Below are 19,039 nucleotides of genomic sequence, written 5' to 3' on the forward strand. Positions count from 1 at the left end.
GGTTGGTAGGTTGGTAGGCCAAGCCTAAGGCGAAGAGCCTGGTGCGGACACCGGCGGATCACGGTGTTCGGTGCGAATGCGGGTCATGTGGGGCAGGACTGACAGGAAGGCCTCGACGAGTGACGGCTCGAAGGCGCGACCGCGCTCGTCTGCGAGATAGGCAACGATGCGCGCCTCGTCCCAGGCTTCCTTGTAGACGCGCGCGTGGCTGAGCGCATCGTAGACGTCGACGATGGCGACGATGCGCGCCTCGAGGGCGCACTCCTGGCCGAGCAGCCGGTCCGGGTACCCCCGACCATCCCAACGCTCGTGGTGGGACCGCGCGATGACGTGCGCCAGGTGCACCTCGGGGACCGGTGAATCGCCCAAAATTGTGGCGCCGATGATGGAGTGCCTTTGGATGATGAGGCGCTCTTCATCGGTCAAGGGCCCCGCCTTGCGTAGGATTTGGTCGGGCACGCCGATCTTTCCCAGATCGTGGAGCCGCGCCGCCTCGCCGATCTGCGCGGCGCGCGCCGCTCCGAGGTCGAGCGTCTCGGCGAGCAAGCGCGAGTAGTCGCCGATGCGATCGACGTGGGCCCCGGTCTCGCCGTCTCGCATCCAGGTGGCCGTGACGAGTCGCTCGCACATCGCGCTCGTCATGGCCGTGAGGTGGTCCTGCGCCAGCGTGAGGGCGCGCTTGGATTCGACCTTGCGATCATGCGACGCGAGGGCGGCGCGAATCTGGGAGCGTAGATCCGCCGGGCGGCACGGCTTGGTGAGCTGACTGAACGCACCATACGCAAGCGCCAACTCGACGAGGTGTGACGAATCGTCTCCTGATACGACGACGACCTCCTCGGACGCGCCTGAGCGGCTGGCGAGCCAATCGATGCCGCTGCCGTCGGGCAGGTTTACGTCCAGGACGATGACAGCGACGCTCTCGCGTGCGACTGCCACCGTCGCCTCAGCGACAGAGCCCGCCTCGACGCAGCGGTAGCCGGGCTCCAGCGTCTTGCGCAAGGCACGGCGGAGCGTCGGTTCGTCTTCAACGAGCAGCACGACGGGGCGAAGCGCATCGTTCGTGAAGCCCGCTGCCTCGGCGCCCTGCGACATGGGGCCGGCGGCTGCAAGAACCCCGCCACCGCCATGCAGGGGCAAATGCCGTTGAGGCTCCAAACCAGCGGCCGCAAACGCTGCGCGTCATGGAAGCGCTTGCGTGCTTCCACACTCGCCACCGGCACGGGAGCGCAGGTCACTTGACCGGCGTGTCGCAGAACCCCGCGAGACACAGCGACGAACAGCACTCGGCGCTGGCCGCGCACCCCGTGCCGGTGGTCTTGCAGAGCGGAGTGCCCGGCGGCGAGCCGGTCGCTCCGTCGCCGCTCGGTGTCCCCCCACCACCCGGCGGCGGCGGAACCGGCGCGTCGCAGGATCCGTTCGTGCAACTCGCGGCGCAGCAGTCCGCGCCCGTCACGCACGAGCCAGCACCGCCGGCTGGCTTGCACGCCGTCGCGCACGTCTTCGACGAGGGATCGCAGTGCTTGCCGCAACACTCGGCGTCGGTGGTGCACGTGGCCTTGAGACCCTTGCACGCCGCCGGAGGCTGGCGCAACGGCCGTCCACGCAGAGGTCGTTGCTGTCGGTGCGGCCGCAGCAGCCTGATTGCGGGCCTGAGCCGCAGCTCTCACCGGTCGGGCGACAGGTTGAGTTGGCGACGTCGACGACGCACTTGTCGGTGTCTTGATCGCACACGCCCGAGCAACACTGTTGGTTGTTCGCGCACGCGTCGCCGATCTTCGTGCAAAGGTTCGCGCCGCACTGGTTGTTGAAGCAGCCGAGCGAGCAACAATCCTGCGCCGTCACGCACGCTTGCCCGTTGGCCCTGCACGCGTCGCGGCACTTGATGACGCCGGCTTGTCCCGTCACTGGCTCGCAGCGGCCCGAGCAGCAGTCGCCGGAGACCTTGCAGGTCGCCGCCACGTCGTTGCAGACGAGCGTCCCGCCGTCGGTGCCGCCGAGCCCTCCGTCGGCGGCTCCCCCCAGTGTGTTGCCGACGCACTTGCCGCCGTTGCACGTGCCCGAGCAGCAGTCGAAGCCGCGGGCGCAGATGCCGCCGGCGCCGTTGCAGATCTTCACGGTTCCGGCGTCGCCGGTCGCGGGGCCTCCGCACGCGGAGTTGTTGCACGCGTTGACGCAGCACTCGGTGGGTCCGGTGCAAGCGGCGCCGATGGAGCCGCAGGTGGCGGTGGAGCCGGCGTCGCTGGTGACGGCGACGGTCGCGTCTTCGCCAGCCGCACCTCCATCGCCGGCGTCGGTCTCGACGATCGGCGGAGTCTCGCCGTTCGAACCACAGTGTGCGGAGACAAGGAGCGTACCCAAAGCAAACGTGAGCGCCGAAACACGAGCCATCGCCATAAGCCAGCCAGTGTCACCGCCAGACCGGAAGGTTACAGAAACCTGCCGGCTCCCTTCGTTTCGGTCCGCCATTGTGCGACAAGCGATGACGCGAACATGGCAGCGCGGCTTGTCGTCGGCATCGACCTCGGAACCACCAACTCGTGCCTCGCCTGGACGGCCGAGGGGCGAGACATCGCCGTTCTGCCCATCCTCCAGGCGACGCGCGACGGGCGGGCCGAGCGCTCCACGTTGCCGTCGGTGCTCTACGCGCCGCTCGCCGAGGAGACCTTCGACGAGCCCTTCTGCGATCGACCGTGGTTGACCGGCGAGCTCGCCCGCGACCGCGGCGCCGAAGTGCTTGGTCGCACAGTGACGAGCGCCAAGAGCTGGCTCTCTCATCCAGGAAACGAGCCCGACCTCCCGACGTTGCCCTTGGGTGCAGCCGCTGGGGCGCCGCGCCTCTCGCCCATCGAGGCGAGCGCGCGCGTTCTCTCGCACCTCGCGCGCGCCTTCGAGCACACGACGCGCCTCCGCTTGCGCGACGCGTCGGTGGTGTTGACCTTGCCGGCGTCCTTTGACGAGAGCGCCCGCGCCGCCACGCTGGAGGCCGCGACGCGAGCCGGGCTTCAAGCCTCGCTGCTCGAGGAGCCGCAGGCCGCGTTCTACGACTTCATGGCGAAGGAGGGAGCCCTTCAAGCGATGCTTGGAAGGAAGCGCGACGCCCTCGTGCTCGTCGTCGACGTGGGCGGCGGCACGACGGACCTCTCGCTCATTTCCGTGGAGCGCGACGGCGCGGACGTCCGTTGCAAACGCGTGGCCACGGGCGAGCACCTGCTGCTCGGCGGCGACAACATGGACCTCGCGCTCGTGGCGCTCGCGCGCACGCGCATCGACGACGGCGACGAGCTCGACGCGTTTCGTACGGGCCAGTTGCTCCAGCAGTGCCGTGCGGCCAAGGAGGCCTTGCTCTCGGAGGGCGCGCCGACTTCGTATCCCGTCGCCATCGCGAAGAAGGGCGCGCGACTCGTGGGCGGCGCGGCGACGGCGAGGCTCACACGCGCCGAGGTGCGCAAGACGCTCCTCGATGGCTTCTTCCCGTCGGTCGAGGCCGGCCGTCCGCCAGCGGCGCGACGACCGGCGCTGGTCGCCGCGGGTTTGCCCTACGCGCGCGACGCCGCCGTCACGCGTCACGTCGCCCGTTTTCTCGATCGCTACGGCGGAGGGCGCGCGCCGGACTTCTTGCTTCTGAATGGCGGCGTCTTCCGCTCCGAGCTCATGAGGCAGACGCTCACCTCCGCGATCCGAGCCTGGACGGGCCAAAGGCTCGTTCGCCTCGAAGAGTCGAGCCCCGACCTGGCCGTGGCCCGCGGCGCCGCACGCTACGGCGTCGTCCGACTTCAGCACGGAGCTCGGCCTGGCGACAGCGCCCGCATCGAGGCCGGTGCAACCCGCAGCTACTACGTCGGGGTCAGCGACAGCGCGGGGGCGCGACGTGCCGTCTGCGTCGTGCCGCGCGGCACCGCCGAAGGCGTCCGCACCGAGGTCGCGACGCCGGTGCTCAGGCTTCGCACCGGCGAGCTTGCTCGCTTCGAGCTGTACCGCGCCAAGACCGGTGTGGTGCACCCCGTTGGGCACGTGGTTGACCCCGCCGACAAGGCCTACGCGCAGCTTCGTCCGCTCTTGATGTCGACGGCGGGAGCGTCGGGCCTCGTGGAGGTGACGCTCTCCGGCGAGCTCACGCCGGTGGGGACCCTCGACCTGTCGCTGCGCGAGCGCGGCGGCCGCGAGCGTTCCTTCGCGCTCGCCTTTCAGGTGCGCGCGGCGCGCGAAGCAAGCGACGCGATGAAGCGCGGCGAAGCGAGAGGCGACGCGCGCATCGAGGCCACGCCGCCGCGGACCACGTCGCCGCGGCTGAAGCAGGCCGAGGCGCTCATCGACGCGGCGTTTTCCTTCGCGAGCAAGGAGGGGCCTCTCGTTCAACGCCTCGTGCGGGACCTCGAAGGGGCCCTCGGCGACCGACTCGCGTGGGGCGTCCAAGACGCACGAGGTCTCTTCGATGTTCTCCTCGAACGCCGCGGCGCGAGGCGCTGGTCCGCCGAACACGAGCGCGCGTTCTGGGCGCTCGCCGGCCTGTGCCTTCGTCCTGGCTTCGGCGCGCCCGGCGACGATGTCCGCCAGCGCGAGCTCTACCCGCTGCTCCTCCAGGGCGCGAAGTTCGGCGAGCGCGGCCCCGTGGGGCAGGCGTTCTTCGTCGCGTGCCGGCGGGTCGCGCCGGGCCTCGGCGCTACCGAACAGAACGGCCTCTTCCGGGAGCTCCGGCCGCTCCTCGGCAACAAGTCGCACGCCGCTTCCGAGAGTGAGCTGCGCGAGCTCTTGACGGGCCTCGAGCGCATCGACGCTTCCTCGAAGGCCGCGCTCGGCGAGGTGCTCGTGACGAGCGCGGAGACCACCCGCACACCGCCCAGTCCGCGCGTCCTCGCGGACCTCGCGCGTCTCGCCGCGCGCGTTCCGGCGTACGGTCCCACGACCCTCGTCGTACCTCCGGCCATCGTCGACGGCTGGCTCGCGCGCTTGCCGACGCTCGATGCCGCGCATCCCGCCGCGGCTTCGTCGCTCGTGAAGCTCGGCCGCATGACTGGCGTCGCTTCACGCGATCTGCCCGAGAAGACGCGACGCCGCCTTGCAAAGCAGCTCTTGGCTGCCGGCGTCGCCAAAGAGAGCGTCGTGCCGCTCAAGGCTCACGTACCGCTCTCGCAAGGCGAACAAGGGCAGCGCTTCGGCGAGGCGCTGCCGCCGGGACTTCTGCTACCTGCCGAGGAGGCGACGAGCTGACGGCGACTCCAAGCGCATCAACGCTTGCGCCACTCACGCCGCGCGCGCGTGCGGCGCCTTTGCTACCGTGCGTGCGATGGCCATCACGGCAACGGTGTTCGAAGGCACCTCCTTCCACTTCGCGCGCGCGCCGCTCGCTCGGCTCGGCGCGGAGAGCCGCGCGCGCTTCCAGGCCGCGACGCCTTTCGCCCATGCCGTCTTCGACGACTTCCTCGGCGAGGCGCTCTCGCTCCGCCTCGCGCGGGCCTTTCCTCGGCCCGACCACCCCGGGTGGATGCGCCGCGACTACCACGAGCAGAGCGCGCGCCTCGGGCAGCTCCAGCGGACCGGCTTCGAGGGCGTAGAGCCGCTCCTCCGTCAGCTCCTCGCGGAGCTCTCGGGCATGGCGTTCTTGGACTTCCTCTCTTCGCTCACGGGCCTGACGGGACTCATCGCCGATCCACACTTCCGCGGCGCCGGGCCATCGGCGACGTTGCGTGGCGGGCACCTTGCGCTTCACGCGGACTTCAACCGCGATCGCACGAGGCACCTCGCGCGCGCGTTGACCGTCCTCTACTACCTGCCCTTGGACTGGGACTCGTCGTGGGGGGGCGAGCTTGAGTTATGGGACAGCGACCGCACGCGCTGCGCGGTCTCCATCGCGCCAACGCGCGACCGGCTCGTCGTGATGGCTCACGGCGACACGTTCTGGCATGGGCACCCGAGCCCCCTCGCCTGCCCCGACGATCGCTTTCGCGCGTCGGTCGCCGCGTATTTCTACCGCGCGGCGCCGACCGCTGAAGACGACGAGGCGCACGGCGCCATCTGGGCTACGCCCGAGGGCACGTAGCGTTCATCGCCACGCGCAGCGCTACGGACAAGGAATGTCGAAGAGCTCCACAGAGGGCACGAGCGCGTCGGTGAACGTGAGGAAGCCGTAGGTGCTCTCGAGCTGCGGGGCGATCCCGTGCGTCGCGTGACGAAGATCAAGGGTGACCGTCTCCTGCAAGACGCGCACGCATGTGCCGTTGGGGCGGTGCAAGTCACCGAAGCGCCGATCCACGGTGAGCTTGCCCTTGAGGGCTCCGCCACGCGCCGCCGCGCGGCTTTGAACCGCGGCCACGCACGCGTCGTCGCAGAGATCGCCGTCGCGCTCCGGCACCTCGAACCATAGACGCGGGGCGTGCGAAAGCTTGGTGCGACGCCAAAGCTCCGGCCAGTCAAGCCAAACGCTCGCTCCGCTTCGGCCCAGCGTCGCGGCGGACACCTTTACCTCCACGTCGTCCGACGACGTCGTCGGCGAGAGCGTTGGCGTGGAGGGCTTCTTGCGCAGCTCCGCGGCGGCCGACACGTCGTCGTCTTCCGGCGCTGACGCGCACCCGACGGAGAGCAGTAGGCCCGAGACCAACCAAGGAATGGCGTTCGTCATGGCCGGATTATGGCGCGCGACCATCATGCGCGCCATGAAGTAGTGGGCGACCTATTCATGCTACTTTTGCATAACTGAATGGCCCGCCGCACGCCTTCTTCCGACGCGTCTCCTCTTGTTGCCCCCGCTCTCGTTGGACGGGCGAGGCGTCGGCGTCCCCTCGACGTCGAGCAGCTCCGCCGCTTCGCCGCGGTAGCCCAGGCCGGAGGCTTCTTGGCTGGCGCCCGCTCGCTCCGCCTCGCGCAGCCGGCCGTGAGCCGGTCTGTCCGCGCGCTCGAAGAGGAGCTCGGCGCGCGCCTCATCGAACGGACGACGCGCCGCTTCGCGCTCACCGAGCTTGGTGCCCGGTTGCTCGCCGAGTCGGACGGCCTCTTCGAACGGCTCGAAGAGCTTCGCGGGCTCGCCACACCGGCCGGCCCCGACTTGCGCGGCGCCGTTCGCTTCGGGGCGAGCGAGGCGGTCGCCTCCGCCATCGTGCCCCGCGCCATGGCGATGCTCGCTTCGCGCCACCGAACGCTCCACCCCTACGTCGTGGTCGCGCCCACGAGGGATCTCGTCCTTCGCGCCCAAGCATCGGACTTGGAGGGCGTGTTCACCTTCAATCCGCTGCGCGGCAGCGACCTCGTGCGAAAGACCCTCGGTGCGTTTCGCTTTCACCTCGTGTGTTCGGCGACGCACCAGAACGACCCGCGCACCACCGAGACCTTCTTCGGCAGCCGCGAGGTCGAAGACGAACGCGAGCGCCACTTTCCGGCGCTGCTCGCGTGGCGAAGCCGGTGGCCGAAGGCGCGCATCCGTGGCTCGACCAACAGCCTCACGGCCCAACGCGAGCTCGTGGAGAGCGGCGCCGGCGTCGCGATCCTCCCTGAGTTTCTCGTGCACCGCGAGCTCGCGAGCGGGCGCTTCGTGCGACTGCCGGGCGTCGACTTCCGATTTCCGCTGACGCTCGTGCGACGCCGCGCGTCGCCTTCGCCTTCGGCGCAAGCCTTCATTGACGCCATCGCCGCGAGCGCCGAGCTCATGCCCGGCTACGTGGGCGCCTCAGAAAACGAAACCCCGGCCCGCTCGCATCGCGCGTGAGAGCAGGTCCGGGGTAACGCGGCGCTCATGGGTGAGCGCCTCGCCCAATCACCAACCGCCGCCGGGCTTCGGTGCAGCAGGCGCTGCTGCCGGAGCGGCGGGGGCAGCCGGGGCCGCGCCCGGTGCGGCGGGAGCGCCGGTCGGTGCGGCGGCGGGCGGCGTCGGGGCCTCGCCGCAAGCGAGAGCAAACGACAACATCGTGGCGATGGCGAACGTAACGGCCTTGTCCATGTGGAGCCTCCGAAGCGGGAGGTTAGACCGACTTCGAGGTGGGCTGATCCAAGAAAGAGCGTCGGCTCGAGCCCCCCCGCACGATGGCGGCTGGGCTCAGGGCGCCTTGGCCGCGGTGCCTGCGGGAGGCGCCTTGGCTTCAGCGAGCTTCTTGAGCTCGGCGAGCCCCTTTTCGAAGTCGCCGCCGACCATCTTGTCCATGTTCATGACGAGCGAGAACGCCTTGCTCATGAAGTTGTTCTGGCCCGTCATGGCCCAGGTGATCTTCGACCCCGCGCCGCTCGGCGTCACGGTGAACTCGGTGAGGTTGCTCGCCTTGAAGGGCGTGATGAAGTCGAGCTTGATGTTCACTTGGGCGTTCTCGCGAACGTCGGTGATCTCCATGCGGCCCGAGCCGACCTTGTCGTTGCCGGACCACTCGTAGACGGCGCCCTTGCCCACGGGCGCGCCCGAGAACGTTCTCTTCATTCCCAGGTCGAGCTTGTCCCAAGGCGACCAGTTGGCCCACGCGTGAAAGTCGACCAGGTGCGGGTAGACAGCCGCCGGCGCCGCCGCCACCTCGACGCTCCGCTCGATGCGAAACTCAGCGGGCCGCGTCGCGATGACGACCACGAGGAGAGCGATAACCACCGCAAAGCCGATGCCGATCTTCTTCCGCATGGCGCCCGCGTAGCATCAAACGGGCCGGGTGAAAACGCTGGCCGCTCGCGCAGGGCGTCACGGATCGGGGCGCCACGCCGGGCCGTGCCACAGAACCCCGAGCGCGTTTCGTAGCCCCTTGGCGCGCGACGCGTCGCGGTAGAGCGCCGCGTATTCGTGGAACGCGATCACGAACGGGTTGAAGCTCCCGATGTTCTTGGTGAGGCCGTAGACGACGCGAGCCTTCTCCACTTGGAAGGTCCCAAAGAGCCGGTCCCAGACGATGAGGATGCCGGCGTAGTTCTTGTCGAGGTACTCGGGGTTCGAGCCGTGGTGCACGCGGTGGTGTGAGGGCGTGTTGAAGACGGCTTCGATGGGGCGGGGCAAGCGGCCGACGACCTCGGTGTGGACCCAAAATTGGTAGATGAGGTTGATGCCCGCCGAGACCATGATCATCCAGGGCGCGACACCGACCAGCGCGAGCGGCGGAAAGAAGGCAAGCTCCATGACCGGCGTCCACGGCTGGCGCAGCGCCGTCGACAAGTTGAAGTGCTGGCTCGAGTGATGGTTCACGTGGCTGGCCCAGAAGAGCCGGCACTCGTGCTCGAGGCGATGGCGCCAGTAGTAGGCGAAGTCCCAGCCTACGAGCGCGACGGTCCAGCCGAGGACGCCCTGCCCGAGATCCGTCAAACGATGCGCCCAGAGCCACGTGGCCATGGCGAAGACGCCAAGGTTGATGGCGGTGACCGTAACGAGCGAGCCGATGCCCATGCCGAGGCTCGCCCAGGTGTCCTTCACCTCGTAGCCGACCACGTCACGTCCTTCGCGCCGCCAGCGGCGCAAGACGAAGAACTCAAGGGCGAGCGCTGCGAGAAAGACCGGCGTCGCGTAGAGCGTGGGATCCGGATACGGGGCCACGCCGCATTGTACGCCGCGCAAGCCCCGACTTCAGGTCGTACCGAGAGCCGTCTCGACAAGTTGCCGCAGCCAACTCAGGGCTTTGTACAAATCGACGGCGCGCCCGGTTGAAACAGCGAGATGTCGAGGCATCCCCAGCCCGACGGACAGACGCTCGCGTTGCTCTTGCACCCCGTCGCGGTGCAGTAGCCCTGCGCCTGGCCCGGCATCTTGGCGCAGTAGTTGGCAAGCCCCGAACAGGTCGCGTCAGTGGTGCAGGCCACACCGAAGGTGCTCGGTGGCTTGGTGGACGCGTCTGAGCCAGGCTTGCCCGCGTCCTCAACCGTCGCCGTCGCCGGCGGGGGCGGCGGCGGCGGCGGCGGCGGCTCGGTCGCTTCGCCGAAGACGAAGAGGCAATTCGTCGTCGGCAGTCCCATGTCGAGGAGCGTCACCAGTTGGTAAGTTCGCCCCTTCACCAGCGGCGGCGCGTCGCCCGTCGCCGGCGTGTCCTGGAACGACGCCTCGCCGGGTGTCGTGCCATAGCGGAGTCCGCTCTCGACGGGGTCTCCGCTCGCGAGCACGTCGAGGCGCCACAAGAGGCCCGCGGGGTGATCGAGGTTCGGCGGGACACCGGGGTTCTTGGAGCCCGCTTCCGAGACAAAGACATAACGTGCCTTGCCCGAAGGGAACGTGATGCGGCCTGCAGCGTCGATGCCCTCGCCCGCTCCGCACTGAGCGGGCGGGCGAACGCTGTTCTCGTAGATGGGTCCGCCGAAAGGCGGAACGGCGCGCGACTCGGCTTCCGAGACGCCACGTCGAGCCAGCTCGGCTTCGACGACCTTTCGCATTCGCTTTGGGTCGGTGGATGGCACGCCGACGGTTGTGCGCTCGAACCCGTGATTTTGGTCCGGCGGGAAAGCCCCGAGCACAGAGGAGTCGGCGAGACCGACGAAGAGCGCGAGGCCGGTGCTCGAGGCGGTCTCGAGCCAGTTGCCGGGCGCCGCGATGTCCCATTGCGATGGCCCACTCGGGGTGACGCGGCTATCGTGGCAGCAAGCGCAGCCCGTCGAGGCTACCTCCGAGCGGGCCCACTCCACCTCGCTCGCAAAGGACGGCGGAAGCGCAGCCTTGTTGGCGATCGGCTTGGCGCGTGCCCGCGCGTAGTAGGGACGCTGGGTTCGGACGACGTCGCACGACGCGTACTTGGCGAAGTCTTTGCCGGGCTCGGTCGCGCCCGCGATCGACACCTGCGTGCAGACCTGCCCACCGGGGCCCGTCCCCGATTCTCCGGCGAGCGGCGCACGACAGTCGAGGAACGGCGGGATGAAGACGCCCGGCTTCGCATCCTCTACCCGCGTGACGGGCTTCACGTCGGCGCGGTACCGGACGCCATTCGACTTCGCCGACCCGGGAGAAGTGGCGGAGCTCGAGGGGTCAGACGAACAGGCTGCGAGGAGCGCGGCAGCGGCGAGAGGGACCAGGATCGCGACGGCTTTCATCGCGGCAGACCCTAGTCTCGGCGATGGGCGACGCAAACCCAAATGAGCGTTTTGCACACTTTGTACGCAAATCCATGATCGTTTTGAGCGTTATTAGGCCAACATGACGGCTTCAATCGTGCACCATGGCTCGCCTGGCGCGACGATTGAGCGTTTTCGCCGCTTGCGGTGCCGCGACCTCGTGGTGCCGCGCGCCGCTAAAGGCGCCCCTTCATGTGCACGCTCGACAACGTGACGATGGCGCCCTTCGACACGAGCGCATCGGCCACGTCGGCTTGCCCTTCGACGACGACGTTGATGACGAGGTCCGCTTCGCGCGCGTAAGGACGCAGCGCCGCGAGCATGGGCCACGTCAGCTCTGGGCGGGCCACACGGAAGGGATACGCACCGGGGAAGTGTGGATGAAAGACCGCGGCGCCCGTGACCTCGCCTTGCCCTTCCTCGAGCATCAAGAGCACGCGGTCCGGACCTACGGCCCGAAGCGTGGCGAGCTGCCCGTCGATCATGCGCATGGCCAACTCCACCCGCGCGTCGTCGCCAGCGTCGATGGGGCGCACGGCGTGCGCGTGCGCAGGAGCCGACTCAGGCACGACGGCCCATGGCACCGCCAACGAGACCGACGCGAACGCCTCGCTCATCCCCACACGGTAGAGCGCGAGGGCCGCGTCGTTGTCAGGCTTCACGTTGAGGCACCAGTCGACGCACGCGTTCGCGAGACCATGAGCGCGAAGGGCCTCCATGAGGGCCAGCCCCACGCCGCGGCGCCGCGCGGTCGGGTCTGTGATGACGTGCCGCACGTAAAGCGTGCGCCCCATGAGCTGGAAATACGCGTACCCGACGATCGGCTCCGGGCCACGCGCGCCAAGCTCCGCGACGACCGCCGTCGGCACGAGCTCCTTGGCGAACCGCTGCTCCGTGGGAATCGGGTCGGGGACGGCAAGCTCCGGGAAGAGCCTCACGAAGGCGGCGTAGTCGCTGAGCCGCGCGGGCCGCACATGCACGTCAGAAGACGTCGACATCGACGGTGCTCGCGCAAAGTTCGAGAGTGCCCCAAGGCCCGGCCAACTTGTAGGCAGTGCCGTCTAAGACAAAGCGCTCGATGGAGCCAAGCTCGCCGTCGGCAGCGTTAGGCGAAAGAGGCTTGAGCCAGCGGAGCTCATGAACCCCGCGAAAGATCATGCGGCCTTTGCGGTAGCAATTTCCGTCGTCGGCCGGCGCTCGGTACATCGGATGCCTCATGCCGAGCACGAACTCCATGTCGAAGCGCAGCTCCGTGGGCGACTCGCGGATCGCGAGGACCGTGCTGTCCTCGACCCGCAGCTCACGAAAGACGGGCAACTGCCAACAAGAGACAACAGCCAACGCAGACCTCCTCGCAGTGTTTCCTGGAACCACGCCCAAGGACGCCACCGTAACGCTCGCGGCCGCGTGGGTCGATTGGGACGGCGTGACAGCGAAAGCCGACGATCTTACCGACCTCGTTCGCACAATACGATGCACTCGCGGCCGTCACCCAGGCGTACGCGCGCGGCCACATCGCCGGCGCCGTTCATCGATACCGGGTTCGCCGCGAACTCCGTCACCCTGGACCCTTCGATGGGATCGCCCACGGCCAGTCGCTTCTCGCCGTCGACTTCGTAGAGCCCCAGCGCGCCGCCGCGCGGCGTGGCGATCAACAGAACGCGCTCCGCGTCGTCGACGAGCACGCCGCGGAGGCTCTCGAAGGACGACGTACCTTCGAAGATCCGCTCGCGTGCGCCCCGCCGGGCGAAATAGACGCCGCGCTCTCCGTCGCGCGTGATCGCAGAGAACGCGACCTGCCCCGACGCGTTGATGCTTGGAAAGCGCGACAGCTCGACGAAGTCATCGCCGGTCTCGGCGAGCCTCACGACGCCTTGCGCGTCGGCAACGCCGATGACCTGCGCGCCGCCAACGAGCTCGGCGCGGAAGGCGACGTCGCCGCGCTCGTTGATGACGGGCAGGCCCTCGAAGCCTCGAACGGGGCCCGTCGCAACGGCGATGACGGACACGTTGCCGGCGGCCCACGTGAAGATGCCCGCTTCGCCCGAGAGGGTCGTGGCGCGGAACGCCACGACGCCCGCCTCGTTTGTCGTCGGACCAAGCGGCCCGATGGACGCGAGGCCCATCGCAGAGGCCGTGGCCACGACGAGTCGACCGTCGACGCCCAGCGCCAAGGCGTCCCCCGAGGTCGTCTTCGCGTAGGCAGAAAATGCTCCGTTGGCGGCGCGGGCCGGGTGGCTCACGACGTCGATGACGCGCTCTCCCGTTCGCAGGAGTTCGCGCACGGGACCACCGTTTGCCAAGAATACGCCGGCACCACCGCCCACGAGCGACGCCTGAAAGGTCACGCAGCGGCGCGCATCGAGGGTCGGAACGTAAGGCGCAAACGAACGAAAGCGCTCGCCCGCCCTCGCGACGACAACCGGCGTCGCACGTTTCATCCCGTAGGCCTCCACCGACGCGGCTCAGTCTCACCCCTGCGATTCGCCAGCCGACGTGAGAAGATGACGTTCATGCGTGCACGCCTCATCGCGCCGATGTTGCCCTTCTTCCTCGCGACATCTCTCCTCGCTTGTAGCGCCGAGGAGTCGACGGACAAGGGGACCGGCGGCGGCGCCAACGCCGGCACGCCCGGCACGTCGACCAACGGCGCGCTGAGCGACGGCGGTGGCGTCACGCCCATCGCCCCCGACGACGGTCCGCCGGCGGGCAACGCCGACGGCAAGTGCGTCGTCCCCGTGGAGGCGCAGGCCGAAGACAGCTCGAAGCCGCGCACGGTGGTGGGCACGGGCACGCCCGAGAGCTGCACCGGTGACGCCTTCGTCGCCGCCGTCGCGAAGGGCGGGGCCATCACCTTCAACTGCGGCGCGGCACCCACGACCATCACGCTCACGGCGACGGCGAAGATCTTCAACAACACGGGTCCGAAGATCGTGATCGACGGCGGCGGGAAGATCACGCTGAGCGGCGGCGGCAAGGTGCGAATCCTCTACCAGAACGCCTGCGACAAGGCGCAGGTGTGGACCTCGCCGGACTGCAACAACCAGCCCGACCCCCAACTCACGCTTCAGAACCTCACCCTCAAAGACGGCAACGCCAAGGGCCTCGAGGCCGGCGACAACACGGGCGGCGGAGGCGCCGTCTACGTGCGCGGCGGTCGCCTCAAGATCGTCAACTGTCGCTTCTTCAACAACGTCTGCGACGATCTCGGCTCTGACGTGGGCGGCGGCGCCGTGCGCGTCCTCGATCACCCGAAGGGCGGAAGCGAGTCGCGCCCTGTGTATGTCGTCGGGAGCACCTTCGGCGGAAAGGCCGGCTACGGGAACACCTGCGCCAACGGCGGCGCGCTCAGCAGCATCGGCACCTCGTATTCGCTCTACAACAGCGTCTTCTCAGACAACCGCGCCATCGGCCACGGGGCCAACTCGGGCCAAGGTGGCAACGGCGGCGCCATCTACAACGACGGCAACACCTTCAGCCTCAAGCTCTGCGGCGATCTCCTCGAAGACAACAAGGCCAACGAAGGCGGCAGCGCGATCTTCTTCGTGAGCAACGATCGAACCGGCTCGCTCACGATCGATCAGTCGACGCTCCGGCGTAACCCGAAAGGCACCTTCGAGACAGCCGGATTCCCCGGACTCTACGTGCTCGCGAAGTCGCCGCCAGCGGTCACCAACTCGACGATTCAGTAAGCGGCTCAAAAGCTCACGCTCCACGCGAGCTGCTGCGGCGCCGCGGGCAAGGCCACCGTCTGAAGCGACGAGGGCTGGACCGGCTCCGGTGTCCGGAACAAAGGGCTGCCGGTGGAGCGAGGCCTCGCTGGGGTCGCTGCTGTCGCTCGTTGGACCTTCAGCCGGCTCGGCTCGTTCGAGCCCACGCAACGGAGACCATGCGCCGCGTTTGACGGCGACGATGCCGGCGACGAGCAGCGCGATACCCACGGTGAAGGCGACACCCGCCTCAACGTTGACTTCCCGCTGCGACCTCGCCCGTGCCGCCTTTTCAGACGCGCTCGACTCGCCTAACGAGACGTTGTTTAGAGCGGACGCCCCGAGCCAGTAGAGCAGCGAGCCCCCGGACAAGACACCTCCCAAGGCCGTGCCGGCGACGCCGAGGACAAAGCCGCTCTGGCCCCGCGGCTCCACGTCGAGGTGCAGCGGATGCGCCGCGTCACCCTGCACCTCGGTCAACGTGAACGGCTCCGTGCCGCGCAGCTCACGAGAACCCGCCACGCGATAGGTGCCGTCCCTTCGCAACGCGCGCTCGCAGGGCGTTCGGCAGAGTGCTTGGTAGGTTCCGTCGGCGAGCTGCTCCTCCACGAGCATCGGCTTTGGCGCCGTGATCCGCACGTGTACCTCGGGAGGAGACGGCGCCGGGCGCGGCTGTGCGAAGGCGAAGCGTGGGGCGACGAGAACTGCGAACGCGAGAGCCAGTGCACGAGGGTCGATGCGCATGAGGAGCGCGAGAGCAACGCCCGTGCCCCGCATCGCATGTGACTTCGAGACGCGGGACTTGGCGCGAGCGTCGAGCGTTCACGCAAGCCCCGATTTCGTTCCCTGTAACCGAACAAGCACTGTGGCGCGTCGCCGCTGGAGCCCGACGTTCACGAGGCGAAGGCCGCGAACGATGTCGTCGCGGCGGGACGCAGCGTCACAGCCGGAGCACGCCACCCACGCCCGACACGCCACGCACCGTCCAGCGCGACACGGGCCTGCCGAGCACCGCCACCGTGTCGACGTGGCCCACCTTTTCGAAGCCCAAGACGTGCGCCGAGGCGGTCAGCATGGGCGCGTTCTTCGAGTCGACCATCGTCGTCTGTGTTCGGTAGCCGCGCTCCTTGGTGAAGTAGAGCGAGTGAATCGCGAGCGCGAGGCCGATGCCGCGCCCCTTGAGCCGAGGGTTCTCGAAGAGACCGAGACCGAAACACGCGCCCTCGGCGTTGCGGAGCGAAAGCCCGCTGCTCGCTTCGTCGTCGCCCGTCGGGGAGAGCCAATCGGTCGCCGCCAGCTCGTCGCCGAGCCACGCCGTCACGAGCGTGAAGCCATCTCTTGCCCAGCGCGCGAGGTTCTCTTTGGTCCCGGCCCAGGGCGGGGCCTCCGTCACGAAGGCCGCGGTCGCGGTCTCTTCGAAGCGCAGCCCTGCGACCTCGCGGCGCGCTGGCAACGCGCGCTCAAGATCGCGTGACAGGAGGATCGATCGCTCTGCGCGAAACAGGTTCCGCGCGTCGGCACGCCACATGGCTGCGTGGAGCGCGCGACCGAGCAACCTGCGCGCCTCGTTGGTCACAGGCGCGAGCGGCGGCAGCGCGGCGGCTCTCTTCGAAGCACGCTCCTTCTCGGCGGCCTTCTCGCCTGCTTGCTCGAGCCAACCGACAAGCGCGCGCGCCGTGAGCTGACTCTTGGTGCCCCAAACGTCGTCGCCGAACGTCGTCTCAAAGCGCTTCTCAAGCTCCGCGAGCAACTTGAGCAGCGCCATCGAGTCGAGGCCCAGCTCCGACAGGGGACGCTCGGCATCGATGCGCGCCGTTTCTCCGTCGACAACGAAAGTGCGGAGCAGCTCCAGCACCTCGCGCTCGACCTCTCGGCCCGAGACCGCGTTTTCAACAGAAGAAGCGGCGCTCATCTTGCGGGAGTCTCCTCGACCGCCTTGAGGCGCACCTTGCCGGTGGGCCCGCGCGGCAGTTCGTCCATGATGTCGATGCGCCTTGGCACACGGTAGTCGGCGAGCTGCCCTTTGCAGTGGGCCACCAGCTCGGAGGCGCTCACCCGTTCGCGCTCCCCATCGCGCGCGCAACGTGACGGCCGCGTAGACCGACTGCTCGCCCGACGCGTCGCGCATGGCGGCCACCGCGGCCTCTCGCACGGAAGGGTGAGCTTCGAGCACGCGCACAACCTCGAGAGGGTACACCTTCATGCCTCCGACGTTGATGACGTCGTCCTTGCGGCCTCGCACGAAGAGAAACCCCTCGCCGTCGACGACGCCCAGATCGCCCGTTCGGAACGTTGGCGTCCGCAGCGGCGACGGCTCTGCCGGGGCGCCCATGGCGTAGCCGATGGCCACGGCGCGGCTCTCCACGACGAACTCGCCCTCCTGGCCCACCGGAACGTCGACGCCGTCGTCGCCCACGACGCGAACCGTGACGCCATGGAGCGCTCGACCCACGGACCCGAGGCGCTCGGCGACGCGGCCCGGCACGTGGTTCGCGACGGCGCCTGTCTCCGACGAGCCGTAGTGCTGGCAGATCGAGACACCAAAGCGCTCGCGGAACTTGGCAATGAGCTCCCCTGGCAAGGGCGCCGTGCACGAGAGAAGGCAGCAGAGGAGAAGAAGCGTCGGCGGACTCGTCGGGGCGACCTCGCAGAGGAACCGGTACATCGACGGCACGCCGAGGAACACCGTCGTGGAGGGGTCGTTCAAATCGCGCCAGGCTTGGCGCGGAACGAAGACCTCTCGAAGAACGAGCGTGCTACCGGCCGTCAACATCGACAGGAGCCCGAGGTCGAAGCCGTAGGAGTGGTAGAGCGGCACCGGCACGACGATCCGATCGCGCGCCGAGAGCGACAACGTGGTGACGACGTTCTCGGCTTCGGCCAGGACGTTCGCGGCCGAGAGGACCACGGCCTTCGGCTCCCCCGTCGAGCCGGACGTGAGCTTGACGACCGCTGCTTGCGAAAGGACCGTCGGCGCGCTCGCGGCGTCGTCGTTTGAGACCGGGTTGGCGAGCGGGAAGAGGAGCCGCAGCGAAGCGCCGAGCCCCGGCCCCTCGGCGAGGTCGAGACGCAACGCCCCTACGGCGCCATCGGAGAGTCCGGCGTCACCGGCCACCGTGATGAAGACGCGCGGTGCGAGGCCGCGCACGATGGCGTGCCCTTCCGCGCTCCCGTAGCGCGTCGAGACCAGGAGGACGGTCGTCGACAGTCGGCAAAGGGCCAAGAGCGTGATGGCGAAGTCGGGGCCGTTCGGAAGCGATAAGCCCACGCGATCGCCTGAGGCGACGCCCTTCTCCGCGAGCACGCCGGCGAGCGATTCGGCCGCGGCGAAGAGCTCCGAAAAAGACACCGTGCGATCTTGCGTGACGAGGGCGGGCGCCGCGCCACGCTGCCCTGCGTGCTTCTCGAAGGCCGACCACAAGGGCCCCGCGCCCACGTCGGAAGCGGCGGGCGGCTCCCTCGGCTGCCGCGGCGCGGGCGCTGGGACGGCCGCTGCAAGCACCGTCTTGACCTTGTCGGTCACGGCCTGCCGAAGAGACCATCGCTTGCTCACCATCCGAACCTCATCGCGCGATGGTACGGCCTTCACGGCAACGTTCGCCCAGCAAACGTCTCGCGGATCTGCGCGAGCGCCCCGGCCTACACCGCCGCGGCGGGGCGTTGACCGCACGAACGCTCACGTGGTCAATGCGGCCGTGCGACGATGCGTCGATGGGCATCGGCGCGGTGGCGATCCTCAAGATTCGGTCCCTTCGTCCGCCAAAGCGCGCGCACGCTGCGCCACTACGCGTCATTCACAAACGCGACTGCTCGCTCCTTCACACGAAGGACAGCTTCGACGACCTGCCCGCGGACGAACACGGGCTCGCCCTACGGACGCTCCTGGGCAAGCGACTCGACGCCCACGACGATCCGCGCGGGATCCTATTTTTCCCGGACGTCTACGAGCCCCTCGCAGCGACCTACGATGAGCTCGTCGTCGAGATCGACGACGGCGGCTTCTGGGCGCCACTCGTCGACGCGGCGCACGTGCCAGAGCGCATCAGCACGCCCGAGCTGGGGACCGTCGAAGAGATGATCGCGGAGGCCTTGCGCGTGATGGGCCCCCGCGGTCGCGAGCTCGTGGAGATGGCACAAGCGCGATACCCCTTGGCAACGCTCCCGCGTCGGGCGGCGACGGCGACGGAACGCCGCGACGACGAGTATGGAGCGCTCGTGGCCCCTCTCCGGAGGGCCATGGGCAAGGACTTCGTCCGCGAGCTGGAGTCTCGCTTCGACGAGCTCATCGCATCGTCGGTCGAGACGGAAGGCCGCTGACATCCCTCCCGCACCTTCGAGTAGCA

The 19,039-nt window shown here is 68.8% G+C and carries 16 protein-coding genes; 5 read left to right on the forward strand and 11 right to left on the reverse strand.

Annotated elements, in window-relative coordinates; all coding sequences use genetic code 11:
• Positions 1-24: 24 nt before the first annotated feature.
• Positions 25-1,095 carry a response regulator gene (locus IPG50_17730; protein MBK6694023.1) on the reverse strand — a complete coding sequence of 357 codons (1,071 nt, stop codon included), beginning with the start codon at positions 1,093-1,095 and terminating at the stop codon, positions 25-27.
• 357 nt (positions 1,096-1,452) lie between these two features.
• Positions 1,453-2,391 carry a hypothetical protein gene (locus IPG50_17735; GenBank protein MBK6694024.1) on the reverse strand — a complete coding sequence of 313 codons (939 nt, stop codon included), beginning with the start codon at positions 2,389-2,391 and terminating at the stop codon, positions 1,453-1,455.
• Between the two features lie 102 nt (positions 2,392-2,493).
• Here IPG50_17735 and IPG50_17740 point away from each other — a divergent pair, with 102 nt between their 5' ends.
• A complete protein-coding gene (locus tag IPG50_17740; GenBank protein ID MBK6694025.1) occupies positions 2,494-5,211 on the forward strand; it encodes an Hsp70 family protein in 2,718 nt (905 codons plus the stop codon).
• 76 nt (positions 5,212-5,287) lie between these two features.
• Positions 5,288-6,040 carry a 2OG-Fe(II) oxygenase gene (locus IPG50_17745; GenBank protein MBK6694026.1) on the forward strand — a complete coding sequence of 251 codons (753 nt, stop codon included), beginning with the start codon at positions 5,288-5,290 and terminating at the stop codon, positions 6,038-6,040.
• Between the two features lie 21 nt (positions 6,041-6,061).
• Here IPG50_17745 and IPG50_17750 read toward each other — a convergent pair whose 3' ends face one another.
• Positions 6,062-6,619 (reverse strand): hypothetical protein, encoded by a 558-nt coding sequence (locus tag IPG50_17750; protein ID MBK6694027.1) that lies wholly within the window; start codon positions 6,617-6,619, stop codon positions 6,062-6,064.
• A 78-nt stretch (positions 6,620-6,697) separates the two neighbouring features.
• Between IPG50_17750 and IPG50_17755 the strand changes: the two genes are divergently transcribed.
• Positions 6,698-7,699 (forward strand): LysR family transcriptional regulator, encoded by a 1,002-nt coding sequence (locus IPG50_17755; GenBank protein ID MBK6694028.1) that lies wholly within the window; start codon positions 6,698-6,700, stop codon positions 7,697-7,699.
• Between the two features lie 48 nt (positions 7,700-7,747).
• Here the strand turns inward: IPG50_17755 and IPG50_17760 are convergent, their stop codons facing one another.
• The 7 genes from IPG50_17760 to IPG50_17790 form a co-directional block, all read right to left on the reverse strand.
• A complete protein-coding gene (locus IPG50_17760) occupies positions 7,748-7,930 on the reverse strand; it encodes a hypothetical protein (protein MBK6694029.1) in 183 nt (60 codons plus the stop codon).
• 96 nt (positions 7,931-8,026) lie between these two features.
• On the reverse strand, positions 8,027-8,590 hold the full coding sequence (locus tag IPG50_17765; protein MBK6694030.1) for an SRPBCC family protein: 564 nt from the start codon (positions 8,588-8,590) through the stop codon (positions 8,027-8,029).
• Positions 8,591-8,647: 57 nt separating this feature from the next.
• Entirely contained in the window at positions 8,648-9,487 is an 840-nt protein-coding gene (locus IPG50_17770; GenBank protein MBK6694031.1) for a sterol desaturase family protein, read from the reverse strand.
• Positions 9,488-9,561: 74 nt separating this feature from the next.
• Positions 9,562-10,965, reverse strand: a complete 1,404-nt coding sequence (locus IPG50_17775) for a proteinase inhibitor (protein ID MBK6694032.1) — start codon at positions 10,963-10,965, stop codon at positions 9,562-9,564.
• 197 nt (positions 10,966-11,162) lie between these two features.
• Positions 11,163-11,984 (reverse strand): GNAT family N-acetyltransferase, encoded by an 822-nt coding sequence (locus tag IPG50_17780; protein MBK6694033.1) that lies wholly within the window; start codon positions 11,982-11,984, stop codon positions 11,163-11,165.
• The gene (locus IPG50_17785) at positions 11,968-12,327 is read right to left on the reverse strand and encodes a hypothetical protein (protein ID MBK6694034.1); all 360 of its coding nucleotides are present in this window, start codon (positions 12,325-12,327) and stop codon (positions 11,968-11,970) included. Before IPG50_17785 ends, IPG50_17780 begins: the two co-directional genes overlap by 17 nt.
• A 107-nt stretch (positions 12,328-12,434) precedes the next feature.
• Positions 12,435-13,427, reverse strand: a complete 993-nt coding sequence (locus IPG50_17790) for a hypothetical protein (protein MBK6694035.1) — start codon at positions 13,425-13,427, stop codon at positions 12,435-12,437.
• Between the two features lie 72 nt (positions 13,428-13,499).
• On the opposite strand from IPG50_17790, the gene IPG50_17795 reads away from it, so the two are divergent.
• Entirely contained in the window at positions 13,500-14,678 is a 1,179-nt protein-coding gene (locus tag IPG50_17795) for a hypothetical protein (protein MBK6694036.1), read from the forward strand.
• Between the two features lie 958 nt (positions 14,679-15,636).
• Here the strand turns inward: IPG50_17795 and IPG50_17800 are convergent.
• Positions 15,637-18,252: an acyl--CoA ligase gene (locus tag IPG50_17800; GenBank protein ID MBK6694037.1), complete on the reverse strand. Its 2,616-nt coding sequence runs from the start codon at positions 18,250-18,252 to the stop codon at positions 15,637-15,639.
• A 155-nt stretch (positions 18,253-18,407) separates the two neighbouring features.
• Here IPG50_17800 and IPG50_17805 point away from each other — a divergent pair, with 155 nt between their 5' ends.
• Positions 18,408-19,013 (forward strand): hypothetical protein, encoded by a 606-nt coding sequence (locus tag IPG50_17805; GenBank protein MBK6694038.1) that lies wholly within the window; start codon positions 18,408-18,410, stop codon positions 19,011-19,013.
• Positions 19,014-19,039: the final 26 nt, after the last annotated feature.

This window comes from Myxococcales bacterium, assembly GCA_016703425.1.
Classification (GTDB): Bacteria; Myxococcota_A; Polyangia; order Polyangiales; family Polyangiaceae; genus JADJCA01.